Annotated in this window: 16 protein-coding genes; 12 read left to right on the forward strand and 4 right to left on the reverse strand. The window is 32.7% G+C overall.

Annotated elements, in window-relative coordinates:
• Nucleotides 1–34 precede the first annotated feature (34 nt).
• From LQ679_RS10010 to LQ679_RS10025, 4 genes are all read left to right on the forward strand, one after another.
• Nucleotides 35–715, forward strand: coding sequence for a hypothetical protein (locus LQ679_RS10010; protein ID WP_204258249.1), 681 nt, complete (start codon nucleotides 35–37; stop codon nucleotides 713–715).
• 113 nt (nucleotides 716–828) lie between these two features.
• On the forward strand, nucleotides 829–1815 hold the full coding sequence (pta, locus tag LQ679_RS10015) for a phosphate acetyltransferase (RefSeq protein ID WP_204258248.1): 987 nt from the start codon (nucleotides 829–831) through the stop codon (nucleotides 1813–1815).
• A 2-nt stretch (nucleotides 1816–1817) separates the two neighbouring features.
• On the forward strand, nucleotides 1818–2657 hold the full coding sequence (locus LQ679_RS10020; RefSeq protein WP_037589955.1) for a lipoate--protein ligase family protein: 840 nt from the start codon (nucleotides 1818–1820) through the stop codon (nucleotides 2655–2657).
• 78 nt (nucleotides 2658–2735) lie between these two features.
• The gene (locus LQ679_RS10025; RefSeq protein ID WP_025904905.1) at nucleotides 2736–3071 is read left to right on the forward strand and encodes a YuzB family protein; all 336 of its coding nucleotides are present in this window, start codon (nucleotides 2736–2738) and stop codon (nucleotides 3069–3071) included.
• Between the two features lie 61 nt (nucleotides 3072–3132).
• Here LQ679_RS10025 and yeiL read toward each other — a convergent pair whose 3' ends face one another.
• A complete protein-coding gene (gene yeiL, locus LQ679_RS10030; protein ID WP_239762612.1) occupies nucleotides 3133–3795 on the reverse strand; it encodes a transcriptional regulator YeiL in 663 nt (220 codons plus the stop codon).
• Between the two features lie 102 nt (nucleotides 3796–3897).
• On the opposite strand from yeiL, the gene rihB reads away from it, so the two are divergent.
• A complete protein-coding gene (gene rihB, locus LQ679_RS10035) occupies nucleotides 3898–4827 on the forward strand; it encodes a ribosylpyrimidine nucleosidase (protein WP_239762614.1) in 930 nt (309 codons plus the stop codon).
• Nucleotides 4828–5823: 996 nt separating this feature from the next.
• On the opposite strand, the gene LQ679_RS10040 is transcribed toward rihB, so the two are convergent.
• The 3 genes from LQ679_RS10040 to deoC form a co-directional block, all read right to left on the reverse strand.
• A complete protein-coding gene (locus LQ679_RS10040; protein ID WP_239762618.1) occupies nucleotides 5824–6204 on the reverse strand; it encodes an SDR family NAD(P)-dependent oxidoreductase in 381 nt (126 codons plus the stop codon).
• Between the two features lie 77 nt (nucleotides 6205–6281).
• Nucleotides 6282–6995 (reverse strand): GntR family transcriptional regulator, encoded by a 714-nt coding sequence (locus LQ679_RS10045; RefSeq protein ID WP_239762619.1) that lies wholly within the window; start codon nucleotides 6993–6995, stop codon nucleotides 6282–6284.
• 6 nt (nucleotides 6996–7001) lie between these two features.
• Nucleotides 7002–7715, reverse strand: a complete 714-nt coding sequence (deoC, locus tag LQ679_RS10050) for a deoxyribose-phosphate aldolase (RefSeq protein ID WP_239762717.1) — start codon at nucleotides 7713–7715, stop codon at nucleotides 7002–7004.
• Nucleotides 7716–7921: 206 nt separating this feature from the next.
• Between deoC and LQ679_RS10055 the strand changes: the two genes are divergently transcribed.
• The 7 genes from LQ679_RS10055 (at nucleotide 7922) to argS (ending at nucleotide 14555) form a co-directional block, all read left to right on the forward strand.
• The gene (locus LQ679_RS10055; protein ID WP_239762620.1) at nucleotides 7922–8773 is read left to right on the forward strand and encodes an NAD-dependent epimerase/dehydratase family protein; all 852 of its coding nucleotides are present in this window, start codon (nucleotides 7922–7924) and stop codon (nucleotides 8771–8773) included.
• A gap of 350 nt (nucleotides 8774–9123) precedes the next feature.
• Nucleotides 9124–9600, forward strand: a complete 477-nt coding sequence (locus tag LQ679_RS10060; protein ID WP_239762621.1) for a GNAT family N-acetyltransferase — start codon at nucleotides 9124–9126, stop codon at nucleotides 9598–9600.
• Between the two features lie 13 nt (nucleotides 9601–9613).
• Nucleotides 9614–10375: a 2-keto-4-pentenoate hydratase gene (locus LQ679_RS10065; protein ID WP_239762624.1), complete on the forward strand. Its 762-nt coding sequence runs from the start codon at nucleotides 9614–9616 to the stop codon at nucleotides 10373–10375.
• A 23-nt stretch (nucleotides 10376–10398) separates the two neighbouring features.
• Complete coding sequence (locus LQ679_RS10070) at nucleotides 10399–11697, forward strand: HD domain-containing protein (RefSeq protein ID WP_048541443.1); 1299 nt, start codon at nucleotides 10399–10401, stop codon at nucleotides 11695–11697.
• 68 nt (nucleotides 11698–11765) lie between these two features.
• Nucleotides 11766–12278 (forward strand): YwhD family protein, encoded by a 513-nt coding sequence (locus LQ679_RS10075; RefSeq protein ID WP_191836148.1) that lies wholly within the window; start codon nucleotides 11766–11768, stop codon nucleotides 12276–12278.
• 205 nt (nucleotides 12279–12483) lie between these two features.
• Nucleotides 12484–12900 carry a YwiB family protein gene (locus LQ679_RS10080; RefSeq protein ID WP_025904915.1) on the forward strand — a complete coding sequence of 139 codons (417 nt, stop codon included), beginning with the start codon at nucleotides 12484–12486 and terminating at the stop codon, nucleotides 12898–12900.
• Nucleotides 12897–14555, forward strand: a complete 1659-nt coding sequence (argS, locus tag LQ679_RS10085) for an arginine--tRNA ligase (RefSeq protein WP_239762626.1) — start codon at nucleotides 12897–12899, stop codon at nucleotides 14553–14555. The genes LQ679_RS10080 and argS overlap by 4 nt, the downstream gene beginning before the upstream one ends.
• Nucleotides 14556–14601 lie beyond the last annotated feature (46 nt).

Consider the following 14601-nt stretch of genomic DNA (forward strand, 5'->3'; position numbering starts at 1 on the left):
TCTCCTTCAAATATGATGATATGGAGGCGCCTATTTGTTAATAGAAGGAGCGGTTACTTTGCGACGTGTATTCAATTATTTAAGTATGGCCATTGTGATGATAATGATATTAAGCGGTTGTCAAAATGGTTCGCAAGAAGAGACAAAGCAGCATAGTGAAACGAAACATGCAGCAACTAAGCAGATTCAACTTTCAGAGCAAGACAAAGATGCATTGAAACAAGAGTTACTAAAAATTGCTGACGAATATGGCCAAGATCAGCATAAAGCAGTAACTAATCGTTACTTTAGTCGAAACGAACAAATGGAAGGTGATGGCTATGCGATTACTGATGATGGTGAAATCCAAATAACAGATCATAATAAACCAGGGTGGAAACATTTTAAGATCCATAATGTTGTCGGATTAACGATGTATCAAGGTCAGCATACTCAAGGTGGTTATGATGAACGAGCACAAGATTTAACTAATATTCAAGGATACAGTAGTGTCGCTAAAATGGATCAACCGATTACGAAATATTTGTTTGCAGATAACGGTAAAGTATACGAATATCAATTCAAGGCGAATAGTGAACCATCACTATCAACAGGATTTGCAACTAAAGATTACAACGGTAAAGATCCAAACTTAAAACCAAACGAAAAATTCATAGTTTCAAAGGATAAAATTTTAAATAAAAAATGGAAAATGTTGCTTTCAGAATATAAATGATAATATTTTAAAAATATCCATTATAAATTCACAGTTTAGATACGTGAAAATTTATGAAAAAATGTTATAATTGTGAATGGAAAAATAATAGCAATCATATATAGGAGGCAATTATGTCTAATTTACTTAATGTTCTAAGCGACAAACTAACAGGTAAAAATGTACGTATCGTATTACCAGAAGGTGAAGATGCGCGCGTATTAACAGCAGCAGTTAAATTACAAGCTACAGATTTGGTTGCACCAATCGTACTTGGTAATGAAGAAAAAATTAAAGAAACTGCAGCTGGTGCAGACTTATCAATCGATGGTCTTACAGTCATCAACCCAGAAACAAGTGAACTAAAAGCAGATTTAGTAGAAAAATTTGTTGAACGTCGTAAAGGTAAAGCAACTCAAGAACAAGCTGAAGAATTGTTAAATAACGTTAACTACTTCGGTACGATGTTAGTTTACACAAATCAAGCTGACGGATTAGTAAGTGGTGCAGCACATTCAACTGCAGACACTGTACGTCCAGCATTACAAATTATCAAAACAAAACCAGGCGTTACAAAAACATCTGGCGTATTCTTCATGACTAAAGGTGAAGAACAATATGTATTCGGTGATTGTGCAATTAACCCAGAACTTAATGCACAAGACTTAGCTGAGATTGCAATCGAAAGTGCTAAGACTGCTCAAGCATTTGGTATGTCTCCAAGAGTAGCAATGTTAAGCTTCTCAACTAAAGGTTCGGCTAAATCACCTGATACTGAAAAAGTATCTGAAGCAGTTTCTATTGCTCAAGAAAACTTAAAAGAAACAGATTTAAAAGATGTTGTATTAGATGGTGAATTCCAATTTGATGCAGCAATCGTTCCAGAAGTTGCTGCTAAGAAAGCACCAAATTCTGAAATTCAAGGTGATGCAAATGTATTTATCTTCCCTAGCTTAGAAGCGGGTAACATTGGATACAAAATTGCTCAACGTTTAGGTGGATTTGATGCAGTTGGTCCTGTATTACAAGGCTTAAACGCACCTGTTAACGATTTATCTCGTGGCTGTTCAGCTGAAGACGTATATAGTCTTTCAATCATTACAGCTGCTCAAACATTATAATCATGGCAAATTTGCAAGATTATTTTACACAAGAATGGCGATACATTGACCACACTTCAGGACTGCAGCCAATGCAGTCCTTTAGTTTCGATGATACATTTTGTGATCAAGTAGGAAATGATAAAAGTCCAAGTGTTGTTAGGACATGGATACACAATCACGTCGTGATATTAGGCATACATGATTCTAGATTACCTTATCTAAAAGACGGTATTGCATATTTAAATGATGTTAGAGGTTATAGTGCAATCGTTAGAAATTCTGGCGGATTAGGTGTTGTGTTAGATAAAGGTGTCCTGAATATATCTTTAATCTTTAAAGGTAAGCATGATGTATCCATTGATACAGGATATGAAGTGATGTTACGTCTTATTCGTGAAATGTTTAAAGAAGATACTAATGAAATTGAGAATAAAGAAATTACTGCATCATACTGCCCTGGTAGTTATGACTTAAGTATTCATAATCAAAAATTTGCTGGTATATCACAACGAAGAGTGAGAGGTGGTATAGCAGTTCAAATCTATTTATGTGTGGAAGGATCAGGCGCTGAACGTGCCGAAATGATGAAAGCATTCTATGAACATGCACTGAAAAACGAAAAGACAAAATTCATTTATCCGACTATCATACCTGAAAGCATGGCTTCATTGAACGAATTATTAGGCACTGAATATACAACTAACGACATACTATTTAAATTGTTAGGAAGTTTGAAAAATTTAGGTGCAACTTTGAATATGGATCCTGTCACAACAGAAGAATGGACATTGTACGATAAATATTTCGAAAGAATGATTGAACGCAATGATAAAATGATTCGAAATATGGAAAAACGATAAAATGACATTCTCAAACAACTGTTAAGGTGGTATAATAATTTATTGCAAAATTAACAATTAAGAAAGGTGGGGAAACAAATGCGAAATAAATTTCAAGTCTGCGATGATTGCCAAGCGGTTAACTTGCCATCACTTTTGAAAAAAATTAAAAAATTAGACCCAGAAGCTGAAATAGAAGTAGCATGCCAATCATATTGTGGACCAGGTAGAAGAAAGACATTCGCATTCGTAAATAACCGCCCATGTGCCGCTTTAACAGAAGACGAACTAATGGAAAAAATCCAAAAACAACTTCAAAAGAAACGCGATCCAGAAGAAGAAGAAAGATTGCGACTTAGAAATGAAGAACGAAAACGTCGACAAAAAGAATTAGACGAGAAGTTAAATAAGAAGTTGAAAAAGACACAGTCATAATATAAATATTAGCTATAAATCCCCTCAATACAACATGTAGTGGGGGATTTTTTATACTATATTATATGTTTGCTAATTTTTTTAGTGCATCCATATTTAATATGTTATAGCTATTGTTCTCTTTTGCTAAATATCCTTTTTGTACAAAATCTGCGATAACAAATAATAAATGTCGATAAGATACACCTAAATATTGTGCGACTTGTGTATGTTTTTCTTCATACTTACCATTTTGTTCTGTAACTAAAATAAAAGAAGCGAGTCTTTTAGACAATGGATATGATTGGTTACGTGTTGAAGTTCGAATGTTTTTCATGTTCTTATGTGCGATATAAGATAATAAATTCTTTAATAATACGGGATCCGTTAATAAAGTGTCTTTAAGTTCATTAAGTGGTACTGCTAAACACCAACAATCTTCTATTGCTTGGACATTAAGAGGTGCAGCGTGTTCATCTATCAATTCCATTTCTCCTATAAAAGAAGAAGGCTCAAAAAAATCGATTAAAGAAACTTGCCCATTTTCCATGTATTCATATAACTTTGTCTTTCCTTTAACAAGATAAAATAAATATTCGGGTTTTTGAGTGTCTTGAATAATATGATCTTTTTGAGGAATGAAAAAGAGTTTTACGTGTTGTTTCACATCAAATCCAAAGAGATCGAAATAATTGAATTGGTCTATTAAATCTTGTTTAAGTTTGTCATTATAAATTTCTCTCAATATTTCACACCTCTTATATGATATTTCTCATACTTACTTTAATCTTTGCAGAAGTATAATACAAGAATAAAGAAAAGGCTTACAAAAAGGAGAGGAATTATAATGGAAAAACAAAAAATAATTTTAGATTGCGACCCTGGTCATGATGATGCAATAACGATGTTAATGGCATACATTCATCCTAATATTGATTTACTGGGTATAACAATTGTTTCAGGGAATCAAACGCTTGAGAAAACTGTTAAGAATGGTTTGAGTGTTGCACAACACTTGAATATGGACGTTAAAATATATAGTGGGGCGTCTGAACCTTTAGTGAGAGAACGTGTAGTTGCTGACAATGTCCATGGAGAAACAGGCATGGATGGTCCTGTATTTGATACGTTAAATAGAGAACCTGAAGATAAAAGAGCAGTACAATTTATCATTGAAACGTTATTAGATAGTGAAGGAGATATTACGCTAGTACCAACTGGACCATTAACCAATATTGCTTTAGCGATGAAATTAGAACCATCCATCACATCTAAAATTAAAGAAATTGTTTTAATGGGTGGCGCGTACGGTAATGGGAATTTCACACCATCAGCAGAATTTAATATTTTTGCTGATCCAGAAGCGGCACATATTGTTTTTAAATCAGGTGTACCAATCGTCATGATGGGTCTAGATGTAACAAACAAGACACTATGCACACCTGAAATTATCAAACGTATGGAATCAACAAATAATAAAGCTGGGCAATTGTTTAGTGATTTAATGAACTTTACTTTAAAAACACAATTCCAAGAATTTGGATTGGAAGCAGGTCCATTACACGATGCAACAACAATAGGCTATCTTGTAAATAAAGACTTATTTGAAGTTCAAGATATGTACGTAGAAATCGACATTAATCGCGGACCAAGTTATGGACGAACAGTATGTGACGAATCCGACGTACTCAAAAAAGAACATAACGTTAAAGTAGCCAAAAACGTCAAAGTCGATGAATTCTTCGATCTAGTATATGAATGTATACGTATGTATTAAAGTATAAGAACATTGATTTGAAGGTGGTTTATTAAGGAATTAAAAATTTCTAAACATCTTCATTCTTGTTTATTAAATGCAATCATAATAATACTTAGAAAAAAAGGTAAAATGATAACTTTTGTTGTTTCTAATTCATGTTGAAGTATACTTTCGACTACGATAAATATTATCATTATTGAAAAATAATAAATTAAAAAAGTGTATAACAGTTTCATGATGTATCTCCTTTGAAATAGTTCATTATTTAAAAGTTAGTTTAATAGAAAAAAATCACTACAATTTGTTTTTTTAACAATGCTTGTAGTGATTTTTTATTACGATATATATATTTACACAGAATCAAGCTACATAACATTACAGAGCTTATGCATTAATTTTACATACTTCTAATCATATTTATTTTCTCTTGTATAGTTTTTGATTTTTCTATAGATAAAGAAGTTAACTTGATATATGACAACACTTAATATGAGTATTACAACAATAAAAAGAATCGTTCCTAAAAAGCCCGAGTAATTAAAAATAGGGAATCTTTTGAGTATTAAACAAGCTATCAAGAAAATAATACAGTTTAAAATCATAAATATCTTATTTTGTTCGAATCTTTTATATTTCATGTGAAAAACTCCATTTTCATTTCAAGTTATATATAATTTTACCGTATTTAAAGTATGAAATAAATAGAACTTAAAAGAATTTAATATAAAAAGGACTGTGTTCGTCAGTCAAAACACAGCCTTCAAATTATAAATTCATAAAATATCTGTTGGAGTGAGGTACTTTGCTTGAAGTCTTCGTGCGCTAGGTACAGTTTTTAGGGTATAACGCACGATATCTGGGAGTCTTCGTGCGCCAAGCCTCATTTTAACCCTATAACGCACGATATCTGGGAGTCTTCGTGCGCTAGGTACAGTTTTTAGGGTATAACGCACGATATCTAGAAGTCTTCGTGCGCTATAGCCCTGCCAACACAGCCTTCAAACATCAGCTCACTCAAAATATTCCATTCAAGTTTAGATTCATAACTTTATTCCAATTTTCAAATGTGAGTTCTTCTTCTGTTACGTTGTATGTCATCCCAACTTTATTGACTAACATATCAATTTTGCCAAATTGTTCTATGACGTTATTGAGCATTTGATTTACCGATGTTGGATCGGTTATATCTACTTTTAATGCTATTGTTTCAAGGTCTTCGCTCTGTTTAATTCCTGAGAGTGTTTTGGTTGTTGATGAGACGTTATGATCAGCAATGATAATCTGAACACCTGCTTGTGCTAATGCTAATGCCATTGATTGACCTATTCCTATTGTGCCACCGCTAATGATTGCAACTTTACCTTGTAATTTGAAGTGCTCTAATATATTTGTCATAGCATATCACCTTTTTATTCATGATTGGACTGCATTATTACTATCGTTGAGCTTATAATGGTTTGAACATAGCTAGATTATGAAGAGATATTAAAGATAAATGAGTTTAAATCGCCTCTGTATTTAGAGACGGAATATTCTATTGGTACACGATTCTCTATATAACCCACACTATGGAAGTAGAAGAGTGGGGCATCTATCTCTACAGATAATAAATCACTTACGGTTTCATCTGCTGTGATTAATTCAAGCTTTCTCGTAATTTCTTTGATAGGTGTTTGGTTTTTTTCTAACACTTCGTAAAATCGTGTCGTAGTAAAATCAATTTCTTTTAAATTAGGTACTAAGGATAATGGAATATAAGTTGTTACAAGTACGATTGGGTCTTCTTCTGCATATCTTAAACGGACTAATTTATATACAGATTCTCCAGGTTTTAGTTCTAATTGTTGCATGACTTCTTCATTGGCAACTTCTGATTTCAATGATAGAACTTTTGTCTTTGGGATTAATCCTTTTCTTGTCATTTCATCATTATAGCTTTCGATGACGTGTGTAAATTCTTGATTGATTTTACGTTGTCGAACGATTGTACCTCGCTTTTTTCGACGTTCTAAAAAGCCATCAATAACAAGTGCATTAATTGCTTGCCTAACAGTAGGTCTACTTACTTTATAATGTGAAGCCAAATCAACTTCATTTGGAATTTTATCGCCAACTTTATAGTCTTCGAATTCAATTTTATTCAGTAAATCTTCTTTAATTTGTTGATGTAAAGGTTTGTTTATCATAATTTATCATCCAATTTCTATCGTTTTCTGATCTGATTCTGTAAGACGTTCTTCTAATGCTTTGATGATATTGATACCTGAACTAGCGCCAATTCTTTCTGCACCATTTTTAATCATATTAATAAATGTATCAGCATCACGAATACCACCAGCTGCTTTAACTTTAACTTCGCCTTCTACAGTCTCGGACATTAATTTAACATCTTCTACAGTTGCACCTGATGTCGCAAAGCCAGTAGATGTTTTAATGAAATCAGGTTTAACGTCTTTTGCGATAAGGGATAAAGTTTTGATTTCATCTTTAGTTAAATAGGCATTTTCAAAGATTACTTTTGAAGTGACATTGTGTGCTTTACAAATTTCTACTATTGAAGACATTTCTTCTTTGATATAGTCTAAATTGCCATTTTTCAATTCAGTAACATTAATAACATAATCAACTTCTGTCGCACCGTTATGAATCGCATCTTGCGTCTCGAACTTCTTAGATTCAATAGAAGTCTGTCCTAATGGAAAAGCAATGGCAGCGCCTATTCCTATATCGGTTCCAGCTAATATTTCTGAACATAATTTAGATTGTACTTGGTTAACAGCAACCATCTTAAAATGGTATTTCTTTGCTTCTTCACAAAGTTGTCTTATATCTTCTGGGCTTGCATCTGCATGTAAGTTAGTGTGATCAATCATTCGGCAAAGGTCATCAATTGTATAAGATTTCATCAAAATAAACACTCCTTATTTGTATTGACATAATGATATAATAACGCGATTACATACGTCAATTGGGCTAGGAATCTAATAATAGTGACATTATAAATTATTATGTCATTACATAATAAAAAGTTTGATATTTTTTAGGATGGTTTTTATACTCTGAAAATGGGTATATATCTCAATGAAAATATAAATAAAAAAGGTGGATTATCATGACTAAAATTTTTGTTACTGGCGCTACTGGTTTAATAGGTACAAAATTAACTAAACGCTTAATTGAAGAAGGTTATGAAGTAGCTGGGTTAACAACTTCTGAAAAAGGTAAAGAAAAACTTGATAATGCAGGTGTAAAAGCATATATAGGCAACATATTAGAATATGACACAATAGAAAAAAGTATCGGTGATTTTAAACCAGATATAATCATGAACGAAATCACGGATTTAAAACAAGTTGATATGTCAGCTAATACGAAAGTTAGAATAGAAGGTACGAGAAATCTTGTAGAAGCGGCAATTAAACACGATGTGCCACATATCCAATCACAAAGTATTGCATTTGTTTATGAAGCTGGAGATACATTAGCAACAGAAGAAACAAGTTTAGACTATGATGCTAGTGGCGATCGTAAAATAACAGTTGATGGTGTAGAAGGATTAGAAAAAGAATCAGCTAGATTAAACAAACATGTTATTTTACGTTACGGTTTATTATACGGACCAGGTACTTGGTATGGTAAAGATGGTATGATTTATAATCAATTTATTAATGGTGAAGTTACGATGACGGACGGCATACAATCATTTATTCATATAGATGATGCAGTTGAAACAGCCATTCAAGCATTAAACTTTGAATCAGGTATTTATAACGTAGCAGATGATGAGCCCGTAAAAGGAGACGATTGGGCTAAATGGTATGCCAATGAATTAAACGTCACACCAACCCTAAACATCGAGCCAGCAGCACCATTTGAGCGCGGCGTAACAAATAAGAAATTTAAAGACCAAGGCGGTAAACTTATTTATACAACTTGGAAAGACGGAATGCACCCGATTAAATAAATATATTTAATATTAAATTAACCCCCCTCTACTATTTTTATAGTGAGGGGATTATTATTTAGTAAAAATGATTGTTAGTTTTTCATTTTTTATATTTTGACGTTCTGTATTTTAAATTTGTGTTAACATACTTAACAAATATTACATTTCTGTAGGGTTTTCGGGTATAATTAAGTATTCTGAATATTATAGTTTTTAATATATAAATGATATAATTATTTATAACGTGAGATATAAAGTTATTTTAAATGTGTACATTGGAACGTTATTAAACGGGGATTTACAAACTTAGATTAATAGACATCATGAATTGACGATTGATGTGTAAGGTAGATAGAGGAGAGATATTTATGGCAAATGTAAGAAAAGCAACAATTGAAGATTATTCAGGTATTAAAAATGTAGCGTCTAAGGCTTGGTATGACACGTATACCAATATTTATACTGCGAGCACTGTGACGGCATTTTTAAATGCGTCTTATTCTAAAGAGATGCTTCAAAAGCGCATTAATGATTCTGATTTCTTTGTTGCAGAAGATGAAGATAAGATTGTTGGTTTTGCTAATTTTATCAAAGGTACTGAATTGTATTTATCTTCTCATTATGTTCTACCTGAAGCGCAACGTGAAGGGTATGGTAAAGCTTTATTACAAGCAGGTTTAGATCAATACAAAGATTTATATCATGAAGTTTATTTAGAAGTGGATGGCAAGAATGCTATCGGTATAGCCTTTTATAAAAAGGAAGGTTTTGAAGTGATACGTGAATATGAAGAATTACTTTTTGGTGACACAATGCGCACGACGTTAATGAAAAAAACTTTTTAGGAGGTTGATTGTAATGGAACAATCACTAAATAAATGGATTTCGCAATTTTATGAAGCTTATGAGAATCAATCAATTATTCCAAATGGTGTTTTACCATCGAATATAACTGAACATGCTGCATATGATATTCAAGAAGGTGTGTTGCAGCGTAAGGAAGAAACTGAAATTCATAAAGGTTATAAAATTAGTTTAACGAGTCAAGAAACGAGAGATATCTTTTCTTCAACAACGCCATTATATGGTGCAATGGGAGAAACAACTATTCTGGACAAACATATTTATTTAAATGACTTAAATGAGCCTTTAGCAGAGTTAGAATTAGTCTTTATTGTTCAAGAAGAATTAACAGAAGAAGATAGCCTTGAAGATATTATGGATAAATGCTTGATTGCACCAGGGGTAGAGATTCCAGATTCACGTTTTAGTAACTGGTTCCCTAATTTATCAGTAACAGAAATTATTGCCGATAGCGCAGTAAGTGGTGGCGTTGTTTACGGTGAACCTAAGAAATTAAGTTATGAAGATATAGATAACATTAAAGGGACATTATATTTAGACGGTAAAGAATTAGCTTCTGGATTTAGTACAGAAGTTGAAGGACATCCTGCTAAAGCTGTTAAGTGGTTGATTAATGAAATTAAAGAATATAATCGTTCATTAACACCAGGCATGTTTATTTCAAGTGGAACATTTATTTTGCCAAAACCTTTAACACAAGGAGAGTATAAAGCCGTATATGAAAATGTCGGCGAAGTTGAATTTATTGTAGAATAATTGGATGAAATGGAGGGAACAAAGTGACACAGGAAGCTTATGGAACAAAAAAATTACCTGAAGAGAAAGTTTTTAAAGACCCTGTTCATCGTTATATACACGTAAGAGACCAATTAATTTGGGATCTTATCAAAACGAAAGAATTTCAACGCTTAAGAAGAATTAAACAACTTGGAACACTCTATTTATCTTTCCATACAGCTGAGCATAGTCGCTTTGGACATTCTCTAGGTGTATATGAAATTGTACGACGTATGATAGACGAAGTATTTGAAGGACGTGCACATTGGGATAATAAGGATAGACCACTCGCATTATGTGCAGCACTTTTACATGATTTAGGGCACGGTCCATTTTCACATTGTTTTGAAAAAATCTTTCTAACGGATCATGAAAAATTTACACAGCTGATCATTAAAGGTGATACAGAAGTTAATGAAGTATTGAGTAGAGTGTCGCCTGATTTTCCAGCTGAAGTAGCAGAAGTGATTAATAAGACACATGAAAATAAATTAGTCATATCAATGATTTCATCTCAAATAGATGCTGATCGCATGGATTATTTACAGCGAGATGCTTATTTTACAGGTGTGAGTTACGGTCAATTTGATATGGAACGTGTACTTAGATTGATGCGTCCGTCTAAAGATGAAGTGTTGATTAAAGAAAGTGGTATGCATGCAGTTGAAAATTTCTTAATGAGTCGTTATCAAATGTATTGGCAAATTTATTTTCACCCGGTGAGTCGAGGTGGAGAAGTGTTGCTTAATCGCTGCTTTAAGCGTGCGAAAGTACTTTATGATCAAGGGTATTCATTTAAAGAACAACCCAAATATTTAATTCCATTTTTTGAAGAAGACGTTTCAATCGCTGATTATATTCGTCTTGATGAAGCGGTCGTAATGTATTATTTAGAAGAGTGGACTGAAGAAGATGATCCAATCTTAAGTGATTTAAGTAAAAGATTTGTTAATCGTGATTTATTTAAATACTTACCATTTGATGGATCTATTATTACGATTGGTGAACTGACAGATCTATTTGAAAAAGGTGGCATTGACCCAGAATATTATTTCGTTTGTGACTCGTTCTCAGACTTACCGTATGATTATGATCGACCAGGATCAAATAGACAGCCGATACATCTATTACAGAAGACAGGTCGTATTAAAGAAATTAGTAGCCAGTCAGTCATCATCCATAGTATTACAGGGATTAAACGTTTAGACTATAAACTGTATTATCCTAAAGAATTAATTATAGAAATGGAAGATGAAACGATTAAAGGCGATATTATCAATATATTAAATGAACTCGTGTAGATTACAAACTTGAATGTCAGTCTGATACTCTAGTATGATGTAATCATGAATTAAATGAGGTGAAACAAGTGGCTGAAAAGAAAGGATTTCAATTTAATATCATTAAAAATGATCCATTAGATGGGCATAAAGGTACAAATATAGGCTCTATAAGTTTAGACAACGTTGCGCCTGTATTTGTCGATGTATCAGAACAAACTGCATTTATCGATATTGGTGCCATGCATGCTAGAGCTGAAGTAGAAAAGCGTGTGAAATGGGTTAAAGATATAGAAGAAGTCAAAGGTGAAGAAGCAAAAGAATATTGGCTTTGCTGGGTTACAACTGAACGTGGCGAACAAGGTCCATATTATGCAGGGCTAACAGGATGCTATTTAATGGTTAATAAACCGAAGAAGCGTGGATATAAAAGTATGCCAGAACATGTGAATATGATGGATAAATCTATGAAACATCAAGTGAAGATTGACCAAATTGGTGACGAAAATAGAGCAATTCTTAAAAAATTCCTTCAAGAACATAATTCTGAAATGTGGCATAACAGCAGTGATGAACTAAAATCATCTTTAGAGATAAATTAAATATGTCTATTTTGTGACTTAATTGTGAATTATCACAATTCAATTAAATAGCTATTGTCTTTTCACAATATCATAAGTAAAATAGTTGATAGCTACTATAGCTAGGACACTAAAAAAAGCAGGCGCTTTTCGCCCTGCTTTTTTTAATTTTAATAGTCAAATATGCTATAATGATATACGTTCTTAAACGGTGAGGTGGCCAATTATGAAAGAAAATATTAATATAAATATTAAACAAGTCGTGAAACAAAATGGCGAGAAAGAAACATTTCAAACAAAAACATCAGGTACATTTCATAGAAGAAATAGCGATATAATTAGATATGAAGAAACGATTGATGAACAAATCGTAAAAAATATGCTTAAAATAGAAGATGATGGCGTGAAAATCCACCGTACAGGCGCGGTCAAAACAGTCTTTCATTTTGTTGAAGGACAGGAAACGATTAGTTATTATGATACTGATGCAGGACGCATGACAATGCACGTTAATACATTATCAATCAAACACTTTATAGACGATCAACAAGGTAAACTCAGGATACATTATCAGCTAAGTGATCAAACTGGGTTACTTGGAACATACCAATTTCAAATTAATTATAAGGAGATAAATGAATGAACATTATTAACAAAGTTAAAGAAACGTTAATTGAAGAAATTAAAGCAAGTATCATTAAATCTGAACTTGTAGAAACAGTTCCAGAAATTAAAATCGAAACACCTAAAGACCCTACAAATGGAGATTACTCTTCAAATATTGCGATGGTATTAACAAAATTAGCGCGTAAAAATCCTCGTGAAATTGCGAATCAAATCGTTGAAAATTTAGACACAAATAAAGCGAATGTTAAAAAAGTAGATATTGCAGGTCCTGGATTTATTAACTTTTATTTAGATCAACAATATTTAACTGAAATTATTAAGACAGCTTTATCAAAAGGCGAAACATTTGGTCAAACAGAAGAACGTAAAAACGAAAGTATCATCGTTGAGTATGTATCTGCAAACCCAACAGGAGATTTGCATATTGGACATGCACGTAATGCAGCAGTAGGTGATACGTTATCAAACGTGTTAAGTGCAGCTGGTTATGATGTAACACGTGAATATTATATTAACGATGCAGGTAAACAAATTGAAAATTTAGCGCATTCTATCGAAGCGCGTTATAACCAAGCGTTAGGTTTAGATGCTGAATTACCTGAAGATGGTTATTACGGTAAAGATATTATCGCAATCGGTAAAGACTTAGCTGAAAAACATCCTGAAATTAAAGATCAAGCTGAAGAAGAACGTATTAAGACATTCCGTAAACTTGGTTTAGATTATGAAATGAAAAAATTAAAACAAGACTTAGCAGATTTTAATATTCATTTTGATAATTGGTTCAGTGAAACATCATTATATGAAACAAACAAAATTTCAGCTGTTTTAGATAAAATGACTGAATTAGGCTATACTTATGAACAAGATGGCGCAACATGGTTAAAAACATCAGAATTTGGTGACGATAAAGACCGTGTGTTAATTAAACAAGACGGTACGTATACGTATTTCTTACCAGATATCGCTTATCATTACGATAAAGTAGAACGTGGTTTTGACAAATTAATTAATTTATTTGGTGCTGATCACCACGGTTATATTAATCGTTTAAAAGCATCTCTTGAAACATTTGGCGTAGATTCAAAACGTCTTGAAATACAAATTATGCAAATGGTACGATTATTACAAGACGGCGTTGAAGTGAAAATGAGTAAACGTACAGGTAATGCTATTACATTACGTGACATTATGGATGAAGTAGGCATTGATGCTGCTCGTTACTTCTTAACGATGCGTAGTCCTGATACACACTTTGACTTTGATATGGAATTAGCTAAGAAAGAATCACAAGATAACCCAGTGTATTATGCACAATATGCACATGCGCGTATATCATCTATTATTCGTCAAGCAGAAGAAAAAGGTATCACGATTGATCAAAATGTTGATTTATCATTAATTACACATGAAAAAGCATTTGATTTATTGAAGAAAATTGCTGAATTTGAACCAACAATTGTTTCTGCTGCAGAATCACGCAGTCCACATCGTATTACGAATTATATTCAAGATTTGGCTGCACAGTTCCACAAGTTCTATAATGCAGAGAAAGTATTAACAGATGATGCAGAGAAGACAAAAGCGCATTTAGCTTTAATTGAAGCGGCGCGTATTACACTTCGCAATGCGTTAGCATTAGTAGGTGTGTCAGCTCCAGAATCTATGTAATTTAATCATTATTTTAATTGAGGTGCAGCTCAATCTTATTTGAGTT

The sequence above is a fragment of the Mammaliicoccus sp. I-M35 genome (assembly GCF_022386455.1).
GTDB lineage: Bacteria > Bacillota > Bacilli > Staphylococcales > Staphylococcaceae > Mammaliicoccus > Mammaliicoccus sciuri_A.